The following is a 19,709-nucleotide window of genomic DNA, read 5'->3' on the forward strand; positions in this document are numbered from 1 at the left end:
GCGCACATCGGCGGCACACCGGCCCGGTGTCGTGATTGTTTGTGCCGCGTCGCCCGGGGGAAAATGGGCGATGGGAGCATGCGGCGGGTACGGTCCAAGCCGGATGCCACGGGTTGGCCAGGAACGAGGGTGCACGGTGTACGTAGTGATCATGGGGTGCGGACGGGTCGGCTCGTCGCTGGCGCGCGCCCTGGTCCGGGTGGGGCACGAGGTCACGGTGATCGACCGCGATCCGAGCGCGTTCCGCCGGCTGGGTGAGGGGTTCACCGGGCAGGAAGTGGTCGGTGTCGGCTTCGACCGGGATGTACTGACCCGCGCGGGAATCGAACGTGCCGACGCCTTCGCCGCGGTGTCCTCGGGCGACAATTCCAACATCATCTCGGCCAGGGTGGCCAGGGAGATGTTCGGCGTCGAGCGGGTCGTCGCCCGGATCTACGACGCCAAGCGCGCCGAGGTGTACGAGCGGCTCGGCATTCCGACGATCGCGACCGTCCCGTGGACCACCGACCGGTTCCTGCGCACCCTCATCGGCGACAACTCCACCACCACCTGGCGCGACCCCACGGGCGCGGTGGCTGTCACTCAACTCACCCTGCACGAGGACTGGTCCGGCCGCACAGTGCGCGATCTGGAACGCGACCTCGGGGTGCGGGTGGCGTTCATCCTGCGCTTCGGCCAGGGTCTGCTGCCCGATTCCAAGACCATCGTCCAGGCCGACGATGTGGTCTATGTCGCGGCGACGTCCGGCAGCGTCGGTGAGGCGGTCGCGATGGCCGCCAAGGCTCCCACAAGCGAGGACTGAACAACATGAAGGTGGCCATCGCCGGAGCGGGCGCCGTCGGGCGCTCGATCGCCAGGGAACTGCTACGCGGCGGGCATCGGGTGATGCTGCTGGAACGTCAGCTCGACCACATCGATCCGCCCGCCATCCCCGACGCTGTCTGGGTGCACGCCGACGCCTGTGAGCTGTCGCTGCTGGAGAACGCGGGACTCGAGACCTACGAGGTGGTCATCGCCGCCACCGGCGACGACAAGGCGAATCTGGTGCACAGCCTGCTCGCCAAGACCGAGTTCGGCGTGCGCCGGGTGGTCGCGCGGGTCAACGATCCGCGCAACGAATGGCTGTTCAACGAGTCGTGGGGCGTCGATGTGGCGGTGTCGACGCCGCGGCTGCTCGCCTCGCTCGTCGAGGAAGCCGTGTCGGTCGGTGATCTGGTGCGGCTGATGACGCTGCGGCAGGGCCAGGCCAACCTGGTCGAGATCACCCTGCCCGCCGACACCCAGCTCGCGGGCAAGCCGGTCCGCAGCCTGGTGATGCCGCGCGACACCGCGCTGGTGACCATCCTGCGCGGCGGCCGGGTGATCGTGCCCCAGCCCGACGACCCGTTCGAAGGCGAGGACGAACTGCTGTTCGTCACCTCGGTGGAAGCCGAGGAGGACCTGCGCCTGACGCTGGCCACCCACGGCATCAAACCGTAACTCCGGCGCTACGGTTCGCGACGCGGGCAGCGGCCGAGTCAGGCGACCTTCAGCTCCGCGCGCAGCTTGTTGAGCGCGCGGTGCTGCATCACCCGCACGACGCCGGGGCTGGTGCCGATGGCCTCGGCGGTCTGGGCCGCGCTCCAGCCGAGCACGATCCGCATCACCAGCACCTCGCGGTGGTTGGGCGCGAGCACCTGCATGAGGTCACGGGTGGCCGCGCGGCGCTCCAGCGCCAGCGCCCACTCCTCCGGGCCCGCCGCACCGGACGCGGTGTCGGGCAGCTCGGCCATCGGGTACGCGGTGTGCTTGGCCCGGCGGAACGCGTCGGAGACCTTGTTGGCGGCGATCCCGTAGACGAAGGCCAGGAACGACTTGCCCTGGTCGCGGTAGCGCGGGATGGCGGTCACGGTGGCCATCAGCACTTCCTGGGTGACGTCGTCGGCGGTGACGGTGAGATGCCCTGTGGCGCCCATCCGGGCCGAGCAGTACCGCCGGACCAGCGGGTGCACCAGGCGCACGATCTCGGCGACGGCGTCGCGGTCACCGGCCGCGGCGGGCCCGATCAGCGCGTCCAGCTCGGCTCCGATGCGCTTGCTCTCCGACAGCACGGAGGCGTTCGACTTCTTCGATGCGCCGGGGCGGTGCTCGGTAGCCATCATGGTCGCCGGTCCTTTCACGATCACTGCGTTTTCGGTACGCATTGATCGTGCGACGAACTCGTCGGGGCTACCAGGCACCCCAGGGTGGGTACTTCCCCACCTCCGGCGGCGGTGTGGCCACCCTCAGGCGCGGGCGGAATCCGTTCCGGCGCCGGATTTCTCGATCGGCAGGTGCCCGGCCCGGCGCACCGCCCACACGGTGACCACCAGCGCGACCGCCGTCAGCGGCCAGCCCATGCCGATCCTGGCCACGGCCAGCCAGGTGGTGTGGTCGGTGTCGTAGAGCTGGGACTGGACCAGGTAGCGGGCGCCGAAGACAACCACCCACACGACGGTGGCCAGGTCGTAGAGCCTGCGGATGCGCCGATCGGCGCGCCAGCCGGTGCCGTGCCCGTTGAGGGCGCCCCAGATCACGCCGACCAGCGGCCAGCGGAACAGGATCGACAACGCGAACACGCCGGCGTACACCAGGCTGGTGTAGATGCCGAACAGGAAGAAGCCCTTGGCCTCGCCCATCCGGTAGGCGATGAACGCGCACACGCCGACGCCGAGGAAGCCCGAGATCGCGGGCTGCACGGGGCTGCGCTTGTACAGCCGCCACACCAGCACGCCCGCGGCGACGCCGAGGGCCGCCCAGATGGCCGCGGTCAGGCCGGCGACGGTGTTCACCGGGACGAACACCAGCACGGGCAGGGTGGAGTAGATCAGCCCGCTGACGCCGCCGAGCTGCTCGAGCAACGTCTGCTCGGCCTGCTCGACCTCGGCGTCCACCTCGGGGTCGACCGGATCATCGGTCGCCACCGGCAGCGCCACGGTGGGCTCGGGGTCCGCATCGGCGCGGTAACCGTCGCTGGAGGGCATACGTCAGCTGTTCCCGCGCAATTCGTAGTAGGGGTTGAAGATCACTTTGCGGCCGTCGCGATCGCCCACGCGGCCACGGACCAGGATCCGCCTGCCCGGTTCGATGCCCGGAATGCGCCTGCGGCCGATCCAGACCAGGGTGATCGCGTCGGTGCCGTCGTAGAACTCGGCCTGCACGGTCGCGCCCGCGGCCTTGGGACACGCTTCGACGCTGCGGAGCCTACCCAGGATGGTGGCTTCCTCACCGCGACAACAATCCACCGCGCGCCGGGCACCGGAGGCATCGGCCGTCTCCGCCAGTTCCTCGGCGTCGAGCTGGTCGATATCGGCGGTCAAGCGGCGACCGAGTCGACGAAAATATCCCGAGTCCGGACCCGATCCCGACTTGTGTCCGCCCGTGGATGACGACATGGCACGCTTCTCCCGCTAGTTGGCCGTACACCGCCACTGTAGATGGGCAAACGACCGGCCGCTACGCTCGGTCCGTGTTGCGCACCCCATCCCAGGTCACCGTGGTCGCCCTGCCCGGAACCGGTTCCGACGCCGATTTCGCCGCCCGCGCGTTCGGACCGGCCGCAGCCGCGCACGGACTGACGTTCGTCGCCGTCGAACCGGACCCCCAGGCCGTGATCGCGAGCTGTACCGCGGCTTTGGACGCCGCCGCGGCCCGCGGCCCCGTCCTGGCCGCAGGGATCTCCCTCGGCGCCGCGATCGCACTCGACTGGGCAGCCGGGCACCCGACCGCGGTGGTCGGTGTCATCACGGCATTACCCGCTTGGACGGGTGCCGAAACCGCCGCCTGCCCGGCCGCGCTGAGCGCTTCGGTTACCGCCGAGCAACTGCGCGCCGACGGACTGGACGCGGTGCTCGAGCGGATGCGCGCCTCCAGTCCGGTCTGGCTGGCCGACGCGCTCACCCAGTCCTGGCGCGGTCAGTGGCCGCACCTGCCGCGGGCGCTCGACGAGGCGGCCGCCTACTCCTGGCCGACGGTCGAGCGGCTGGCGAGCACCGCGGTGCCGGTGGCCGTGGTCGGCGCGAGCGACGACCCGGTGCACCCGATCGCCGTCGCCGAACAGTGGGCCGCGACGCTGCCGCAGGCGCGGCTGCGGCAGGTGACTCTCGCCGAACTGGGTGCCGATCCGGCGGTGCTGGGTTCGGCGGGATTCGCCGAACTGGCAGCGCTGCAAGCCGATTCGACCCCGGCGCGCACCTAGGCCGAGACCACGCCGCGGACGGGCCGCTCGGAGGCGCCGAGCGACCCCGGCGACTGCCCCGACCTCCCCGCGACACAGCCGGTTCGCCCGCGCATCCGCGGAAACCGGCTGTGCGCGTTCGGTTCTCAGTTCAGGCCGAGCTGCTGCATGGCCGAGCCGTCGGCACCGCGACGCGGCTCGTCGGGCATCTTCGGCGGCAGCGCCGAGGTGGGCGCGGCCTGCGCCGCGGCGGCCTGGGCGGCCAGCGCCTGCTGCTGGGCGAGCACCTGCTGCTGATGGGCGGCGGCCAGCTGTTCGGCCAGTTCCTGGGGCAGCACCACCGGCAGCGGATCACGCACCGGCAGGGGCTCGTCACCGCGCCGCACCACGGCATCGGCCAGAACCGCGCGGGCCGCGGTGATCAGCGGACTGCGCTCGTCGACCGCGCCCGACGGACCCGCGGCGACCAGCCGGATCATCCAGCGCGGACCGTCGACGCCGATGAACCGCAGGTCGGCACCCTCGGTGATGGCCTTGACCTCGCGGCCCCACGGCCCCTTCTCCACGGCGACGCTCGCGCCGTCACCACGCAGCGACTCGGCCAGATCGGCGGCGACCGTGCGCCACTGCCCAGCCGACTTCGGCGCCGCGTAGGCGGCCACGGTGAGCCTGCCGTGCTCGGTGGCCAGGTGCACCGCCTGCGGGGTGCCGTCGGGGCTCATCTCGACCTGTAGCTGTCCACCCGCCGGGACGGGAATGACCACCGATCCCAGATCGAGGCGGCGCGCGATCATCTCCTCGGACACTTCGCTGATGTCGTACGGACCCGCGGCGGCGTCCGGCTCGTGGTCGAAATTGCCGTAGATGCGCTCGTCGGTCGGGGCATCGTCGAAGTCCAGGCGCGCGAAGTCGGGGCGCTGGAACTCGTCGGTGTCGTACTCGTCCTCGAACTCGTCGAAGCCGTCGGCATCGGTGTAATCGCCCGCGTCGGCGTACTCCGCGTCGGCGTAGGCCGCGTCGTCACGCGGTGCGCGCTTCTTCTTCCCGAACAGACCCATTACGCCTCCTCGCCGGCCAGGCTGGCATGCCCGCCGCTCGACCCGTATCCGCCGGTACCGCGGGTGGTCTCGTCGAGATCGTCGACCTCGGTGAAATCGACCAGCTCGACCCGCTGCACCAGCAATTGCGCGATGCGATCGCCGCGCCGCAACTCGATCGCCGTGCGGGGATCGTGATTGATCAGGCACACCTTGATCTCACCGCGATAGCCCGCGTCGACCGTGCCGGGAGTGTTGACCACCGACAGGCCCGCCTTGGCGGCCAGGCCGGACCGGGGATGGATCAACCCGACCGTGCCGACGGGCAGCGCGATCGCGATCCCGGTGCCGACCAGCACCCGCTCGCCCGGTTCGATGATCACGTCCTCGGTGGTACAGAGATCGACGCCCGCGTCACCCGGATGGGCACGCGTCGGCACAGGGATGCCGGGATCGAGCCGCCGCAGCGGAATCGGTGCAAGTGCGTTCACATCGGTCGAGCCTACGCGGTCGGCGCCGGACCTTCTCGTCGCCGCCCTGGTGCGGTGACCTAGTGTTGAGGGGTGCCCGACCAGCCCCATTCGCCGACCACCGACCCCGCCGACACCGAGCGCTCAGCGTCCTCGGGACACGGTGTCTCGCCCTACCGCGAACGCCTCTGGGTGCCGCTGTGGTGGTGGCCGATCGGATTCGCCATCGCCGACCTGCTGGCCGCCGAGATCCACATGGGCGCGCAGGGGCTGCGGGCGTGGCTGCCCTACGTGCTGCTGGCGCCGATCCCGGTCTGGATCCTGCTGTGGATGTCGCGGCATCGCCTCGAGGTCACCGTCGCCGCCGACGGTACGGCGGAACTGCGCGTCGACCGCGCCCACCTGCCGGTGAGCTTCGTCGCGCGCGCCGCGGCCGTCGCACCGACGGCCAAGAGTGCGGCGCTGGGCCGACAGCTCGACCCCGCCGCGTATGTGCAGCACCGGGCGTGGATCGGCCCGATGGCGCTGCTCGTTCTGGACGACCCGGACGACCCGACGCCGTACTGGTTGGTCAGTACGCGCAGGCCGGACCGGGTCTTGGCCGCGCTCGGACTCCCGAGCGCGGGCTGACCCGTCGCGTCGCCTAGGCGGCGCAGTCCATGCAGATCAGCTGGCCGCCCTTCTCGCTGGCCAGTCGGCTGCGATGGTGCACGAGGAAGCAGCTCGAACAGGTGAACTCGTCCGCCTGCTTCGGGACCACCCGAACGCTGAGTACCTCATCGGACAGGTCCGCGCCGGGAAGCTCGAACGATTCCGCCGTATCGGACTCGTCGATGTCCACGACGGCGGACTGCGCCTCGTTGCGGCGGGCCTTCAGCTCCTCGAGCGAATCCTCCGACACTTCGTCGGATTCGGTGCGCCGCGGTGCGTCATAGTCGGTTGCCATGTCGTCTTCCCCTCAGTCCTTACTCCGTATATCCCGGATCAGTTCGATTGCCGTACCCCGCTGGGGTCCGGCGTTCGTACCGCCCCGCCGGTGGTGCACCTCACACGTACACCGGTCGCCTATCAGCGTCGATCGAGGATCGATGACTCAGACAGCGTTCGGTTAACGCAGGACATGCCCTTGTTGTTCCCGCGACCGACCACCGTTTCACCGGTGATTATTCGATCTGGGCGGCCAGACAATAGCGGACCTACGGACAAATGTCGCAATCAAAACCCGGCCGAGTCGAAACCGACGACGAATCTTCACCTGGCGGGAAACTCGCCGAGACCTCCCGCACTCGCGCGGCGGCGCCGGACTCGTAGAGTGAGCGCGTGGTTTCACTGATCACCGAAGGCAGCGCGACCGATCGCGACGGCAAACCCTTCCCGCGGCGGCGGCCCGAGCTCTGGCTCGCGCTCGTCCTCGTGCTGGCCCTGGTGAGCCTGTTCGTCTGGATCACGGCGTTTCGGACCCATGACGACAGCAACGAGCCGATGGCGTGCAACGCACCGAGCACGCCGACGGCCACCAACGCGGCCCAGCCCGCACCGCTCGGCACCCGGATGGGCCCCTCCCGGCTCGACGACGTCGACCCCGCGGCCCTGTCGGAGTCGAAGGTGCGCGTCTTCAACGCCAACGGCAAGAGCGGTCAGGCGGGCAACATCGCGGCCGCGCTGGGCGACCTCGGGTTCGCGGGCGCGCCGGGGACACAGGTCGGTAACGATCCGGTCTATGTCAACGGTGACCTCAACTGCACCGGCCAGATCCGCTACGGCGTCAACGGCAGGCCCGCCGCCGCCTCGGTGCAGCTGGTCGCGCCGTGCGCGGAACTGATCGAGGATCCGCGCACCGACGACACCGTCGATCTGGTGCTCGGCCTGGCCTTCGGCGAATCGCTGCGCCCCGGCGCCGACGCCGAGGAGGTGCTGCGGTCGCTGAAGAACCTCGCCCCGGGCGCCAGCTCGTCCTCGATCGATCCCGCGCTGCTGGACGCCGCCCGCACCGTCAAGTGCTGAGCTGAGCCACGCGCCGCGGGTCCATCGGCCCGCGGCGCGTGCGTGTCAGTCGGGCAGGGCGGTCGTCGCGCCGACACGGGTGAGCAGGGCGGTCAGGTCGGCCGCCACGCCCGGCGCGGACACGATCGTCAGCTCCCCCTCCGCGCCGCCGACGGTGACGTCGGGAACATGCACGACCGCACCGGCCTCGGCGGCGATCAGCGCACCGGCGGCCCAGTCCCAGGCGTTGAGGCCGTGCTCGTAGTAGGCGTCGAGTTCGCCCGCCGCGACGTGGCACAGGTCCATGGCGGCCGCGCCGAGCCTGCGGATGTCGCGGATCTCCGGGAGCACCTCGGTGAGGAACCGCGCCTGCCGCGCGCGCCGCTGCCTGCCGTAGGCGAAGCCGGTGCCGACGAGCGCCACCGTCAGCGAATCCTCCTGCGCGCACGCCAGTTTCGTGCGGGTGCCGTCGGCGCGCACGGCGTAGGAGCCGCCGCCGCGCGCGGCACTGTAGGTGGTCGCCGCGGCCACGTCGACGACCGCGCCCGCGACCGGTTCGCCGTCGCGCACGGCGGCCACCGAGACCGCGTAGCCGGGCAGGCCGTAGAGGAAGTTCACGGTGCCGTCGATCGGATCGACGACCCAGGTGATCGCACCCGCCGCGGTCGCGCCGACATCGCCACCGCCCTCCTCGCCCAGGATCGCGTCGGCGGGCCTGCGCTCGGCCAGCAGCGCGCGGATCAGCTGCTCGGATTCGGTGTCGACGACGGTGACCGGATCGGTGATGTGGCCTTTCGTTGCCACGGCGCCCGCGGCCGGGCCACCGGCGGCGAATACCTGGGGCCTGCGGGCACGCACGTGCGCGGCCGCCGCCTCGGCGAGTTCGACGGCCAGCAGCCGCAACTCCTCGTGGTCGGCGGCGGTCGGGGCGAGGACGGTCTCGGACACGATGGGTTCGGGCACCACTCCATCGGATCACAGATGGCCTCACCTCGCGCGCAGGGTGACTACCGCTACTCTTTGTCAGGCACATCGGCGCGTCAGCAAGGGGTTGAACCATGTCCGCTCGGGGGCACGCATTCGGCATCGATATCGGCGGTAGCGGGGTGAAGGGCGCCGTGGTCGACCTGGCGACCGGCACACTGACCCACGAGCGCCTCAAGATCGCCACGCCACAGCCGGCCACACCGGACGCCGTCGCAGGCGCGGTGGCCGAACTGGTGGCGCTGGCGGACTGGGACGGCCCGGTCGGGATCACCCTGCCCTGTGTGGTGCTCGACGGCCACGCCAGGACCGCCGCCAACATCGACCACGCGTGGATCGGCACCGACGCCCGCGAGCTGTTCTCGAAGGCGCTGGGCGGGCGCGCGGTGACCGTGCTCAACGACGCCGACGCCGCCGGGCTGGCCGAGGACAGCTACGGCGCCGCCCGCGAGCTCGCCGGGCTGACGCTGCTGCTCACCTTCGGCACCGGGATCGGCTCGGCGCTGATGTACAACGGCACCTTGGTGCCCAACTCCGAGCTCGGCCATCTGGTGGTCGGCGGCGACGAGGCCGAGCATCTGGCCGCGGCGTCGATCAAGGACCGCGAGGAGCTCACCTACCCGCAGTGGGCCGAGCGGGTGAGCACGGTGCTGCGGCACCTCGAGGACCTGTTCTGGCCGAACGTCATCGTGGCGGGCGGCGGCATCAGCCGTGATCACGAACAGTGGATCCCGTTGCTCACCAACCGAACTCCGGTGATTCCGGCCGTGTTGAAGAACACGGCGGGTATCGTCGGCGCGGCCATGGCCATCGACAAGGGCATCGCGCCGTAGCCCGGCGCGGAGGTCGGCGCAACGCCTGGGTGGCATCGTGCCATGAGTACCCTGGTTGGATCGTTACAATGGAACACGTCCGGCGGTGAGCCGGTGAAACCTTCCGGCCGCGGCCGGTCGCGAGAAGACCGGTGAACAGACCGGCTCCACCCGACCGACGCACCGCCGGTGCAACCCGACCGACCGCTCCGCCGGAAAACCACTCTGGCGTGACGCCGCACGAGACCGTCACGAAAGGGCGTACGTGGTAGCCACGAATACCCGTCAGACCGCCGACTCGGCCGACGCCGACGCCGACGCCACCACTCCGGCCAAGAAGGCTCCGGCCAAGAAGGCCGCTGCCAAGAAGGCCCCGGCGAAGAAGGCCGTCGCCAAGAAGGCTCCGGCCAAGAAGGCTGCCGCCAAGAAGGCGCCCGCCAAGAAGACCGCCGCCAAGAAGGCGACGTCGGCCGAGGGTGGCGAGGAGCAGCTCGACGACGAGTCGATCGAACTCGACGATCTCGGTGACCTCGAGGTCTCCGAGGACGAGCTCACCGACGGTGACGCCCTGGTCGAAGAGGTGGCCGAGGACACCACCGAGGAAGCCGAGACCGAGGAGCCGTCCGAGAAGGACAAGGCCTCCGGCGATTTCGTGTGGGACGAGGAGGAGTCCGAGGCGCTGCGGCAGGCCCGCAAGGACGCCGAGCTCACCGCCTCCGCCGACTCGGTGCGCGCCTACCTCAAGCAGATCGGCAAGGTCGCGCTGCTCAACGCGGAGGAGGAGGTCGAACTCGCCAAGCGGATCGAGGCCGGCCTGTTCGCCGCGGAGAAGATGCGCGAGTTCGCCGAGGCGGGCGAGAAGCTGTCGGTGACCACCCGCCGTGATTTCAACTGGATCGTGCGCGACGGCAACCGGGCCAAGAACCACTTGCTCGAGGCCAACCTCCGACTGGTGGTCTCGCTGGCCAAGCGCTACACCGGTCGCGGCATGGCGTTCCTGGACCTGATCCAGGAGGGCAACCTCGGTCTGATCCGCGCGGTCGAGAAGTTCGACTACACCAAGGGTTACAAGTTCTCGACCTACGCGACGTGGTGGATCCGTCAGGCCATCACCCGCGCCATGGCCGACCAGGCCCGCACCATCCGTATCCCGGTGCACATGGTCGAGGTCATCAACAAGCTCGGCCGCATCCAGCGCGAGCTGCTCCAGGACCTGGGCCGTGAGCCCACCCCGGAGGAGCTCGCCAAGGAAATGGACATCACGCCGGAGAAGGTGCTGGAGATCCAGCAGTACGCGCGTGAGCCGATCTCGCTGGACCAGACCATCGGCGACGAGGGCGACAGCCAGCTCGGCGACTTCATCGAGGACTCCGAGGCTGTCGTCGCGGTCGACGCGGTGAGCTTCACCCTGCTGCAGGATCAGCTGCAGTCGGTGCTGGAGACGCTGTCCGAGCGTGAGGCGGGCGTGGTGCGGTTGCGCTTCGGCCTCACCGACGGCCAGCCGCGCACCCTCGACGAGATCGGCCAGGTCTACGGCGTGACGCGTGAGCGCATCCGCCAGATCGAGTCGAAGACGATGAGCAAGCTGCGCCACCCGAGCCGCTCACAGGTGCTGCGCGACTACCTCGACTAGCGCGTCCCGACACGAAGCCCGTGTCCATCCTCGGATGGGCACGGGCTTTGTGTTTCCGAATGAACATTCCGATCGGTCGGTATTCCCGATAAGCCGGACTCGGTAACCGTTTCGTGATCAAACCCACAGTGCCGGATTGCACTGTGAACGACCCGGATTCGCGATCTGCGCCGTATCGTCACACCCAGCTTTTCGTTCTACCGCCGCCGGTCTGCGGTACTTGGCATTGAGGGTTTTTCGCGGCGTGCTCGACATCTATCACTTCAGCTACGGCTGGATCACTCCCGTTCTCGCGTATTTCATGTCCGTCACCGGATGCCTGCTGGGTCTGCAGTGCGCGGCCCGCGGCCGCAACGCGGTGGAGGGACGGGTCGGCTGGCTGGTCGGAGCCGCGATCGCGATCGGCGGAACCGGTATCTGGGTCATGCATTTCATCGCGATGCTCGGCTTCTCCATCCGCGGCGCGGAGATCCGCTTCGACCTGCCGCTGACGATGTTCAGCGCGATCACCGCGATGGTCGTCGTCGGGATCGGGCTGTTCATGGTCAACAAGCCCCAGCCCACCGTGCGCTCGCTGCTGGCGGGCGGGACGATCACCGGGCTCGGCGTCGGCACCATGCACTACACCGGCATGTACGCGATGAAGTCGACGGCGACGGTGACCTACGACGCGAAGTTCGTCACCCTGTCGATGGTGATCGCGGTGGCCGCCTCGATCGTGGCGCTCTGGTTCACCCTGCGCGTCAAGGGTTTTCTCGCGACGGTCGGCGCGGCCGTCATCATGGGCGTCGCGGTCTGCGGCATGCACTACACGGGTATGGCCGCCATGCACGCCCACTCGAATCATCTGGCGGCACCGCCCGCGGGCTCGGGCGCGATGGATCTGCTGGCACCGCTGATCGGAGTGAGCAGCATCGTCACCATGCTGGTGCTGATCAGTGTGAGTCTCACCGAGATCGAGAACGAGGAGGCGCTGCCGCGGATGTGGCTGACCTCCCGGCGCCGGCCTCAGCCGCGCCCGGCGCGCGAGGTCACGCCGGTGGCGCCGATGCCGCCGCACCCCTACATGGAGCACCACACCGAGGAATTGGTCTACGACGGCGTCGGCGCCTGGCCGCGCCGGGTCGTGGACTGATCAGCTCGGCGCCAGACCCGCCCGGCGGCGGGTGAATTCGACGACCGGCTCGACGACCCTGGCCGCGATCGGCCCGATGATCGCCATCAGCAGCACATAGGCGGAGGCGAGCGCGGCCAGCCGGGGGTCGACCTTGCCGTAGGCGACCGCGAGACCGGCGATGACGATGGAGAACTCCCCGCGCGCCACCAGCGCGGCGCCCGCCCTGGCACGCCCCCTCCGGCGAATCCCCTGCCTGCTCGCCGCCCACCAGCCGACCGCCATCTTGGTGCCCGCGGTGACCACCGCCAGCGCCACCGCCCAGCCGAATACCGGCGGGATCGCGGTCGGGTCGATGGACAGCCCGAAGGCGACGAAGAAGATCGCGGCGAACAGATCGCGCAGCGGCTCGAGCAGCTTCGCCGCCTCGTGCGCGGTGGAACCGGAGATCGCGATCCCGAGCAGGAACGCGCCGACCGCGGCCGAGATGTTCAGCGCCGAGGCCGCGCCGGCCACCAGTAGCGCGCCGCCGAGCAGCTGCAGCAGGAACACCTCGCGGTCGGCACTGTCGAGCACGGCCGAGACCACCCGGCCGAAACGCAGCGCCACCACCAGTACCACCGAGACCGCGGCCAGCGCGATGGCCAGCGATACCAGTCCGCTCAGCAGGCTCAGGCCGGCCAGCATCATGGTCAGGATCGGCAGGTACACCGCCATCGCCAGGTCCTCGAGCACCAGGATCGACAGCACCACCGGGGTCTCGCGGTTACCGAGGCGGCCGAGGTCGTCGAGCACCTTGGCGACGATTCCCGACGACGAGATGTAGGTGACGCCGCCGAGCACGACGGCCCCGGTCGCGCCCCAGCCCAGGATCAGCGCCACCGCGGCGCCGGGCAGCGCGTTGGCCACCAGATCCACCACGCCGGCCGCCCAGGAGCGCCGCAGCCCGGTCATCAGCTCGGGGGCGGTGTACTCGAGCCCGAGCAGCAACAGCAGCAGCACGACGCCGATCTCGCCGGCCAGATGCCCGAACTCGGTGGCGGCCTCCAGCTGTAGGTAGCCGCCGCGCCCGAAGGCCAGGCCACCGAGCAGATACAGCGGGATCGGCGACATGCCGAACCGGCCCGCCACCCGCCCGCAGATCCCCAGCGCGAACAAGATCACACCGAGCTCGAGCAGAGCCAGGGCCTGCGAGGTCACGGCGGTCAGCCGTGCGCGAGGATCTTCGCGGCCGCGTCCAGGCCGTCCGGGGTGCCGACGACCACGAGCAGATCACCCTCGGTGAAGGTGAAGTCGGGACCCGGCGAAGGGTGCAGCTGACCGGCGCGCATCACCGCGACGATCGAGGTCTTGGTGCGGGTGCGCATCGCGGTCTCGCCGAGTGTGCGCCCCGCGTACGGCGATTCGTCGCCGATCGCGAGCTGCCGGGTGGTGATGCCGGGCAGGTCGCGATGGTCGTCGTTGAGTTTGGCGACCAGCTGTGGCGCGCCGAGCAGGTTCGCCAGCACCGACGCCTCGTCGGTGGACAGCGGCACCTGGGCCGCGATCGCGTCCGGGTCGTCGGGTTTGGACACGATCAGGTCGATGTCACCGTCGCGGTGGGCGACTACCCCGACGCGGCGCCCCGACTTGACCTCGAAATCCTTGCGCACTCCGATCCCCGGTAGCGCTGTGACGTCGACGTTCACATCTCCACAGTAGTCGCGCGGCCCCCACGGATGTGGTCTACGCCACTGTGCCGCGCCGGGGCGTCTCGAAGCGCCCGTCCGGGCCGGGCACATACGCGGCGGCCTCGAGCACGGCGGCCACGGGCAGCGGGGCGTACAGATGCGGGAACACCATCGAGGCCGGGTCGGTCGGCACGCCCGGCTCCCAGCGCACCTCGCCGGTGAACCGGGCCGGGTCCAGCCAGAGCACCACCAGATCATTACGCCCCGCGAAGAGCCGGTTGGCGGGCAGATGAACCTGCGCGGGCGTGGACAGGTGCACGAACCCGCTCTCGGACAGCGAGGGCGGCCTGCGTTCGCCTGCCCGTCGGGCGTCGTCCCATTCTTGGGAAGTACACAGGTGAACAAGCGTGTGGGTGTCGGACGTCACGGGTAATCTCCGGGTAGACAACAGGATCGGACGTTCAAGACCCTGTCACAGGCTGGTCGGTACGGCTCGCTGCGAGGTCGCCCGGTACGTAGCGGGCAACACCGCAGCGAGCGACACAGTCGATGAGTGACAGGAGCTGGTGGGAGGTGGCAGCGACGGCACCGCGAGTGGTCGGCGAGGGCTCGAGACCATGACCAGCACGTGTTCGCTTTCAGCGAAACCGCAGGTCGTGTTATCGAAAACACAAAGATTCACTTCCGGGAACAAAGCCTGAACCCCGAACGTCTGACAAAGTAGTCGTACCACTGCTGGGAAGTAGCGGACGCGAGCCGCGTGGAGTGACCACGGGGCCCACACCTAGGCGAACGGCCACGCAGCGCCGGGAGCCGGGACGGAGGAGTCATGCCAGGAACCCTGACCAGCACCCCACTGACCGCGGTCGATCGTTGCGATCGTTGCGGGGCGGCTGCCCGAGTGCGTGCCGTTCTTCCCGCGGGTGGCGAGTTGCTCTTCTGCCAGCACCACGCGAATGAACACATGGACCGTTTGCGCGAGCTCGAAGCCGTGATCGACACGGAATCCGCTCCCGCCCTCTGACCACTCCTCGCGTCCGAAACAACAACATCTGACAACAGAACAACCCGACAGCGGGCGATCCGGAATCCGGACGCCCGCTGTTGTCGTCTGCGGGTCAGGCCGCCGCGTCGGCGAGGATGCCGTCGACCAGCGTCGCGACGCCGTAGGCGAAGGCACCGTCGGGATCGGCCGGCGCCTGGTAGTGCTCGCCGACGGTGGTACCGACCCGGCCCGCCAGCGGGAACTCCTCGGCGGGCATCACCCGGGCCAGCAGGGGGCCGTGCACCTGCCACCAGTCCGCGTCGCTGAGCTGGGCCGCCGCGCCCGCCGCCGCGATGGCGAGGCGGGCATTGCCGGTGGCGAAATCGGTGAGCACCGCGATCGCGCGGTCCATCGCGAGGTCGTCGAGTCCGATGCCCTCGATCGCGGCGAGCTGACGTTCGTAGCGACGCATCCTGGCCGGACCGAGAACCTGCCGCCACGGCGAGACCTCGAGCAGCCAGGGGTGCGCGATCAGCTCGGCCCTGATCCGGGTGGCGACGGCGATCATCCGGTCGCGGATCGGCAGGTCGGCCGGGATCGGCGGGTCGTCGGCGGCGACCGCGTCGACCATGAGCACCAGCAGCGCGTCCTTGCTGGGGACATAGGTGTAGAGGCTCATGGCGCGCAGCCCGAGTTCGGCGGCGACCGCACGGATCGTCAGCTTCTCGATGCCGTCCCGGTCGGCCAGCGCGATGCCCGCGGCGACCACGGCATCGACCGTGAGACCGGGTTTCGGGCCGCGCGCAGCGGGTTTGGCGGGCAGCGCGTGCCGCCACAGCAGCTCGAGGATCCGGGTGGCCGGTGCGGTGGGCTCGTCGTCGGTGGGCACGCGCGGTCCTTTCCAGCAGTCGGGAACAAACTCAGTACAGTGTACGTTGTTAGGTCGTTCGTGCTGCCCGATCAGAGGAGACCGCTCTGCCCGCCACCCAGGCCACCTATCTCCCCGACCGTCACCTGTTCGCCCTGTGGACCTGGACCGGCCACGGTGCGGGCCCCGCGCCCGCGGAGCTCGGCGACCAGGAACGGCTCACCCTCGCGCTGCCGGTCGGCGAGCGTGGCACGATCGAGCCGACCGAGATCCCGGCCGCGGTGGTGACCCCCGCCGAGCTGGCCGGGCTGGCCGACGCCGACCTCGCGCCGTCGACGCTGGCGTGGCGCGCACTGCTCGCCGAGGACCCGGGCGCCCGGGCCGACGCCGACCTGCCCATCGCCGCCCACGCCGTGCCCGATGCGGTCGGCACCGCGATCTTCTCGGCGGAGCGGGCGGCACGGGTGCTGCGCGAGACCGAAGCCGCCGCCGCCGAGCTCACCGGCATGCTCGACGCCACGCTGCGCCCGTATCAGGTGCGGGGCGTGAGCTGGTTGCGCGAGACCGTCGCCGCCTACGGCGGTGCGGTGCTGGCCGACGAGATGGGGCTCGGCAAGACCGTGCAGACCATCGGATTCCTGCGGGGCCGGACCGAGGGACCGCAACTGGTGGTATGCCCGACCTCGCTGGTGGGCAACTGGGTGCACGAGATCGCGCGGTTCGCGCCCGATCTGACCGCCGTGTCCTGGCGCGGCGGTGCGGTGCCCGCCGCGCCCGGCACGATCGTGGTCACCGGGTATCCGACGCTGCGGCTGCACGGGGCGACCCTGACCGAGACCCGATGGGCCACCGTGGTGTTCGACGAGGCCCAGGCACTGAAGAATCCGCGCACCCAGGTCTCGCGGGCCGCCGAGGCGTTACCCGCCGACGCCAAGGTCGCGCTGACCGGAACGCCGGTGGAGAACCATCTCGACGAGCTGTTCGCGCTACTGCACCTCACCGTGCCGCGTCTGTTCGCCCACCGCACCCAGTTCCGGCGCCGGTTCGTGAAACCGATCGAGGAGGGCTCGGCCGCGGCGGCGGCCCGGTTGCGCGACGCGGTGGAGCCGGTCGTGCTCGGCCGCAAGAAGATCCAGGTCGCGGCGTCGCTGCCGGCGAAGATCCACAGCGATCTGCTGTGCGATCTGACCGCCGAGCAGGAACGGGTGTACGACGCGGTGCTCGCCGCCGCGCTCGACGAGGGTTTCGGTTCCGGTCTGCAGCGTCAGGGCCGCGTGCTCGCCGCGCTCACCGGGCTCAAACAGGTGTGCAACCATCCCGGACTGGTCTCCGGCGACCTCGACGAACTCGCCGGACGCTCCGGCAAACTCGATCTCTGCACCGACATCGTGGCCACCAATCTCGACACGGGTGACCCCACGCTCATCTTCACCCAGTACCGCGCGACGGGCGAGCTGCTGGTGCGTCATCTCGCCGAACAGTTCGGCGTCACCGCGCCGTTCTTCCACGGCGGCCTCGACGCCGACCAGCGCGCCGGGATCGTCACCGCGTTCCAGTTACCCGACGGCCCACCGGTTCTCGTCCTGAGCCTGCGCGCCGCGGGCACCGGCCTGACCCTCACCCGCGCCGCCGACGTGATCCACTTCGATCGCTGGTGGAATCCGGCCGTCGAAGCGCAGGCCTCCGACCGCGCGCACCGGATCGGGCAGACCCGCACCGTCACCGTCACCACGCTGACCAGCTCGACCACGGTCGAGGAACACATCGCCGCGATGCACACCCGCAAGTCGGCGCTGACCGATCTGTCCGACGCGGCCGGTATCGCCGAACTCGCCCGCCTCGACGACGACGCCCTGGTCGACATCCTGCGCCGGAAGCGAGAGAACTGATGGCCGACGACGAATTCGGGTTCACCCCCTGGGGCAGGGACTGGGTCCGGCTGGCCGAGCCGCTGCGCCAGACCAAGCCGGAACCGCTGCTGCCCCGCGCCCGCAGCATCGCCCGCAATCACGGCGTGTGCACCGAGATCGAGGCACGCACGGTCCGCGCGCACCTGCATCGGGGCGGTCAGGCCTCGATCGCCCACGTCGAGGTGGTGCCGCTGACGCGGGACGCGGTGACCCTCATCGCGCGGACGATCCCCGACTCCTCGGTGGTCACCGACGAGATGCACCGCGCGCTGCTCGACGCGGGCCACTCGCCCGCCCCGACCTTGGCCAGCACCGACTGCTCGTGTTCGGCGCGCACCGACCGGTGCGTACACGTGCTCGCGGTGCTGTACACGATCGCCCGGCAGGTGGACGAGAATCCGCGGCTCGCCCTGGAACTCCAGGGCTACTTCGACGCGACCGGCACGGCCGACGCACCGGTCCAGGAACACCGCTGGACCAGCATCAACGCCCTCGATCCGGCGCGGTTCTTCGCGGTGTGACGAACCGGGGCACCGCCGCCGCGCACTGTCCCGGCCCGCTCAGGCGTTGGTGCCGCCGTCGATGGTGATGATCGCGCCGGTGATGGTCCGCCCGGCGGGACCGGCGAGGAACGCGACGAGATCGGCGACGTCCTCGGGCGCGCCGAATCGCCCCAGCGCGTTGAACTCCCGCTGCACCGGCGCGTGATCGCTGCCCGCCGGGTTCATGTCGGTGTCGGTCGGTCCCGGCTGCACCAGGTTGACGGTGATCCCGCGCGGGCCGAGTTCGCGGGCCAGTGCCTTGGTGTAGCCGTTGAGCGCCGACTTGCTGAGGTTGTAGAGCGCCAGCCCGCCGAAGAGCGCGCGGTCGGTCAGGTTCGAGCCGATGGAGATGATCCGCCCACCCTCGCCCAGGTACGCCAGCGCGGCCTGACCGGCGACGAACGGGGCGCGCGCGTGGATGTCGAGCGCGCGGTCGATCTCGTCGAGGCCGAACTCCCCGTACGGCTTGGCCGGGAAGATGCCCGCGTTGTTCACCAGCACGTCGAGGCCGCCCAGGTCCCGGGCGGTCCGGTCGACGGCGGCGGTGATCTGCCCGGCGTCGGCGCTGTCGGCCCGGATCGGCACGGCCCGCCTGCCCAGCGCCTCGATGTCGGCGGCGACGGCCTTCGCAGCGGCCTCGTCGCGCTGATAGGTGAACGCCACGTCGGCGCCCGCGCCGGCCAGTGTGCGGGCGATGGCGGCGCCGATCCCCCGGCTGCCGCCGGTCACCAGGGCCACGGTGCTGCTCGTCATCGGTTCACTCCTTTATGTAGTGATCAATACATAAATACTCAAGCGCATGCCGCGGTCTCACGTCAATAGTTTCTTGCCGACCGATACAGAATTCCCCGGCGGCCGGCCCCGGGGTACATTTGTCGGTCGACACAGAAAGGTTCGCCATGGCAGAACGCGGCCGCCCGCGCGGTTTCGACCGCGACGTCGCCCTGCGGCGTGCCATGGAGGTGTTCTGGGAACGCGGCTACGACGGCGCCTCGATGGCCGACCTCACCACCGCCATGGGCATCAACTCCCCCAGCCTCTACGCCGCCTTCGGCGACAAGGAAGCCCTGTTCCGCGCCGCGGTCGAGCTCTACGGCCGCACCGAAGGGTCACGCACGGCGCGGGCACTGCGCGAGGAACCCACCGCCTACGCCGCGATCGAGGCGATGCTGCGCGACAACATCACCACCTACACCGATCCCGACCTGCCGCACGGCTGCATGGTGGTCCTGGCGGGCGCTACCTACACCACACGCAACGCCTCGGTCCGCGAGTTCCTCGCCGAGGCCCGCCGCCACACCACCGCCGACATCCACGCGCGCCTCGACCGCGGCGTCGCCGAGGGTGACCTGCGGCCCGGCACCGATACAGCCGCGCTGGCGGCGCTGTACAGCACCGTCCTCTACGGCCTCTCGATCCAGGCCAGGGACGACGTCGGCCACGCCGAACTCAGTGCCGCCGTCGACAGCGCGCTGCGGGTCCTCGCGGCCTCGACGGCGTAGCGCA

General features: G+C 70.2%; 24 protein-coding genes. 12 read left to right on the top strand and 12 right to left on the bottom strand.

Annotation, left to right across the window (positions count from 1 at the left end):
- The first annotated feature begins 136 nt into the window (after positions 1 to 136).
- Both NV348_RS03390 and NV348_RS03395 read left to right on the top strand, forming a co-directional pair.
- Complete coding sequence (locus NV348_RS03390) at positions 137 to 802, top strand: potassium channel family protein (RefSeq protein ID WP_447145651.1); 666 nt, start codon at positions 137 to 139, stop codon at positions 800 to 802.
- A 5-nt stretch (positions 803 to 807) separates the two neighbouring features.
- Positions 808 to 1,479: a potassium channel family protein gene (locus tag NV348_RS03395; RefSeq protein ID WP_316575472.1), complete on the top strand. Its 672-nt coding sequence runs from the start codon at positions 808 to 810 to the stop codon at positions 1,477 to 1,479.
- 38 nt (positions 1,480 to 1,517) lie between these two features.
- On the opposite strand, the gene NV348_RS03400 is transcribed toward NV348_RS03395, so the two are convergent.
- The 3 genes from NV348_RS03400 to NV348_RS03410 all read right to left on the bottom strand — a co-directional run bounded on the left by NV348_RS03400 (position 1,518) and on the right by NV348_RS03410 (position 3,413).
- Positions 1,518 to 2,138, bottom strand: a complete 621-nt coding sequence (locus NV348_RS03400; RefSeq protein ID WP_447145652.1) for a sigma-70 family RNA polymerase sigma factor — start codon at positions 2,136 to 2,138, stop codon at positions 1,518 to 1,520.
- Between the two features lie 126 nt (positions 2,139 to 2,264).
- Positions 2,265 to 3,002, bottom strand: a complete 738-nt coding sequence (locus tag NV348_RS03405) for a DUF3159 domain-containing protein (protein ID WP_447145653.1) — start codon at positions 3,000 to 3,002, stop codon at positions 2,265 to 2,267.
- A gap of 3 nt (positions 3,003 to 3,005) precedes the next feature.
- Positions 3,006 to 3,413, bottom strand: a complete 408-nt coding sequence (locus tag NV348_RS03410) for an OB-fold nucleic acid binding domain-containing protein (RefSeq protein ID WP_447145654.1) — start codon at positions 3,411 to 3,413, stop codon at positions 3,006 to 3,008.
- Between the two features lie 74 nt (positions 3,414 to 3,487).
- Between NV348_RS03410 and NV348_RS03415 the strand changes: the two genes are divergently transcribed.
- Positions 3,488 to 4,216: an alpha/beta fold hydrolase gene (locus NV348_RS03415; protein ID WP_447145655.1), complete on the top strand. Its 729-nt coding sequence runs from the start codon at positions 3,488 to 3,490 to the stop codon at positions 4,214 to 4,216.
- A gap of 125 nt (positions 4,217 to 4,341) precedes the next feature.
- Here the strand turns inward: NV348_RS03415 and NV348_RS03420 are convergent, their stop codons facing one another.
- Both NV348_RS03420 and dut read right to left on the bottom strand, forming a co-directional pair.
- Positions 4,342 to 5,247 (bottom strand): DUF3710 domain-containing protein, encoded by a 906-nt coding sequence (locus tag NV348_RS03420; RefSeq protein WP_447150920.1) that lies wholly within the window; start codon positions 5,245 to 5,247, stop codon positions 4,342 to 4,344.
- 5 nt (positions 5,248 to 5,252) lie between these two features.
- Positions 5,253 to 5,723, bottom strand: coding sequence for a dUTP diphosphatase (dut, locus tag NV348_RS03425; protein WP_447145656.1), 471 nt, complete (start codon positions 5,721 to 5,723; stop codon positions 5,253 to 5,255).
- A 72-nt stretch (positions 5,724 to 5,795) separates the two neighbouring features.
- Between dut and NV348_RS03430 the strand changes: the two genes are divergently transcribed.
- Entirely contained in the window at positions 5,796 to 6,332 is a 537-nt protein-coding gene (locus tag NV348_RS03430) for a DUF3093 domain-containing protein (RefSeq protein ID WP_447145657.1), read from the top strand.
- A gap of 13 nt (positions 6,333 to 6,345) precedes the next feature.
- Here NV348_RS03430 and NV348_RS03435 read toward each other — a convergent pair whose 3' ends face one another.
- Positions 6,346 to 6,648, bottom strand: a complete 303-nt coding sequence (locus NV348_RS03435) for a DUF4193 domain-containing protein (protein ID WP_218716942.1) — start codon at positions 6,646 to 6,648, stop codon at positions 6,346 to 6,348.
- Positions 6,649 to 7,022: 374 nt separating this feature from the next.
- Here NV348_RS03435 and cei point away from each other — a divergent pair, with 374 nt between their 5' ends.
- Positions 7,023 to 7,706 carry an envelope integrity protein Cei gene (gene cei, locus NV348_RS03440; RefSeq protein WP_447145658.1) on the top strand — a complete coding sequence of 228 codons (684 nt, stop codon included), beginning with the start codon at positions 7,023 to 7,025 and terminating at the stop codon, positions 7,704 to 7,706.
- A gap of 45 nt (positions 7,707 to 7,751) precedes the next feature.
- Here the strand turns inward: cei and NV348_RS03445 are convergent, their stop codons facing one another.
- Complete coding sequence (locus NV348_RS03445; protein WP_447145659.1) at positions 7,752 to 8,648, bottom strand: inositol monophosphatase family protein; 897 nt, start codon at positions 8,646 to 8,648, stop codon at positions 7,752 to 7,754.
- Positions 8,649 to 8,743: 95 nt separating this feature from the next.
- Here NV348_RS03445 and ppgK point away from each other — a divergent pair, with 95 nt between their 5' ends.
- From ppgK to NV348_RS03460, 3 genes are all read left to right on the top strand, one after another.
- Positions 8,744 to 9,502: a polyphosphate--glucose phosphotransferase gene (ppgK, locus tag NV348_RS03450; RefSeq protein WP_447145660.1), complete on the top strand. Its 759-nt coding sequence runs from the start codon at positions 8,744 to 8,746 to the stop codon at positions 9,500 to 9,502.
- Positions 9,503 to 9,746: 244 nt separating this feature from the next.
- Positions 9,747 to 11,114 carry an RNA polymerase sigma factor gene (locus NV348_RS03455; protein ID WP_447145661.1) on the top strand — a complete coding sequence of 456 codons (1,368 nt, stop codon included), beginning with the start codon at positions 9,747 to 9,749 and terminating at the stop codon, positions 11,112 to 11,114.
- A gap of 244 nt (positions 11,115 to 11,358) precedes the next feature.
- Positions 11,359 to 12,249: an MHYT domain-containing protein gene (locus NV348_RS03460; RefSeq protein ID WP_447145662.1), complete on the top strand. Its 891-nt coding sequence runs from the start codon at positions 11,359 to 11,361 to the stop codon at positions 12,247 to 12,249.
- Here the strand turns inward: NV348_RS03460 and NV348_RS03465 are convergent, their stop codons facing one another.
- From NV348_RS03465 to NV348_RS03475, 3 genes are read right to left on the bottom strand one after another with little or no spacing between them, the layout of a single operon-like run.
- Positions 12,250 to 13,428, bottom strand: a complete 1,179-nt coding sequence (locus tag NV348_RS03465) for a cation:proton antiporter (RefSeq protein ID WP_447145663.1) — start codon at positions 13,426 to 13,428, stop codon at positions 12,250 to 12,252.
- Between the two features lie 5 nt (positions 13,429 to 13,433).
- Positions 13,434 to 13,916 carry a cation:proton antiporter regulatory subunit gene (locus NV348_RS03470; RefSeq protein WP_218716935.1) on the bottom strand — a complete coding sequence of 161 codons (483 nt, stop codon included), beginning with the start codon at positions 13,914 to 13,916 and terminating at the stop codon, positions 13,434 to 13,436.
- A 37-nt stretch (positions 13,917 to 13,953) separates the two neighbouring features.
- Positions 13,954 to 14,325 (bottom strand): DUF952 domain-containing protein, encoded by a 372-nt coding sequence (locus NV348_RS03475; RefSeq protein ID WP_447145664.1) that lies wholly within the window; start codon positions 14,323 to 14,325, stop codon positions 13,954 to 13,956.
- A 402-nt stretch (positions 14,326 to 14,727) separates the two neighbouring features.
- On the opposite strand from NV348_RS03475, the gene NV348_RS03480 reads away from it, so the two are divergent.
- A complete protein-coding gene (locus NV348_RS03480; RefSeq protein ID WP_029903635.1) occupies positions 14,728 to 14,922 on the top strand; it encodes a DUF7455 domain-containing protein in 195 nt (64 codons plus the stop codon).
- Positions 14,923 to 15,016: 94 nt separating this feature from the next.
- Here NV348_RS03480 and NV348_RS03485 read toward each other — a convergent pair whose 3' ends face one another.
- Positions 15,017 to 15,772, bottom strand: a complete 756-nt coding sequence (locus tag NV348_RS03485) for a TetR/AcrR family transcriptional regulator (protein ID WP_447145665.1) — start codon at positions 15,770 to 15,772, stop codon at positions 15,017 to 15,019.
- A 125-nt stretch (positions 15,773 to 15,897) separates the two neighbouring features.
- Here NV348_RS03485 and NV348_RS03490 point away from each other — a divergent pair, with 125 nt between their 5' ends.
- On the top strand, positions 15,898 to 17,640 hold the full coding sequence (locus tag NV348_RS03490) for a DEAD/DEAH box helicase (protein ID WP_447150921.1): 1,743 nt from the start codon (positions 15,898 to 15,900) through the stop codon (positions 17,638 to 17,640).
- Positions 17,640 to 18,182, top strand: coding sequence for a hypothetical protein (locus tag NV348_RS03495; protein ID WP_447145666.1), 543 nt, complete (start codon positions 17,640 to 17,642; stop codon positions 18,180 to 18,182). Before NV348_RS03490 ends, NV348_RS03495 begins: the two co-directional genes overlap by 1 nt.
- 39 nt (positions 18,183 to 18,221) lie before the next feature.
- On the opposite strand, the gene NV348_RS03500 is transcribed toward NV348_RS03495, so the two are convergent.
- Positions 18,222 to 18,956 (bottom strand): SDR family NAD(P)-dependent oxidoreductase, encoded by a 735-nt coding sequence (locus tag NV348_RS03500; protein ID WP_447145667.1) that lies wholly within the window; start codon positions 18,954 to 18,956, stop codon positions 18,222 to 18,224.
- Positions 18,957 to 19,102: 146 nt separating this feature from the next.
- Between NV348_RS03500 and NV348_RS03505 the strand changes: the two genes are divergently transcribed.
- Positions 19,103 to 19,705, top strand: a complete 603-nt coding sequence (locus NV348_RS03505) for a TetR/AcrR family transcriptional regulator (protein ID WP_447145668.1) — start codon at positions 19,103 to 19,105, stop codon at positions 19,703 to 19,705.
- Positions 19,706 to 19,709: the final 4 nt, after the last annotated feature.

The organism is Nocardia fodinahabitans (assembly GCF_052983615.1).

Coding starts and splice junctions, on each gene's coding strand:
- NV348_RS03395 (WP_316575472.1), top strand. CDS start 808: ATGAAGGTGGCCATCGCCGGAGCGGGCGCCGTCGGGCGCTCGATCGCC.
- NV348_RS03400 (WP_447145652.1), bottom strand. CDS start 2,138: ATGGCTACCGAGCACCGCCCCGGCGCATCGAAGAAGTCGAACGCCTCC.
- NV348_RS03405 (WP_447145653.1), bottom strand. CDS start 3,002: ATGCCCTCCAGCGACGGTTACCGCGCCGATGCGGACCCCGAGCCCACC.
- NV348_RS03410 (WP_447145654.1), bottom strand. CDS start 3,413: ATGTCGTCATCCACGGGCGGACACAAGTCGGGATCGGGTCCGGACTCG.
- NV348_RS03435 (WP_218716942.1), bottom strand. CDS start 6,648: ATGGCAACCGACTATGACGCACCGCGGCGCACCGAATCCGACGAAGTG.
- ppgK (WP_447145660.1), top strand. CDS start 8,744: ATGTCCGCTCGGGGGCACGCATTCGGCATCGATATCGGCGGTAGCGGG.
- NV348_RS03480 (WP_029903635.1), top strand. CDS start 14,728: ATGCCAGGAACCCTGACCAGCACCCCACTGACCGCGGTCGATCGTTGC.
- NV348_RS03495 (WP_447145666.1), top strand. CDS start 17,640: ATGGCCGACGACGAATTCGGGTTCACCCCCTGGGGCAGGGACTGGGTC.
- NV348_RS03500 (WP_447145667.1), bottom strand. CDS start 18,956: ATGACGAGCAGCACCGTGGCCCTGGTGACCGGCGGCAGCCGGGGGATC.
- NV348_RS03505 (WP_447145668.1), top strand. CDS start 19,103: ATGGCAGAACGCGGCCGCCCGCGCGGTTTCGACCGCGACGTCGCCCTG.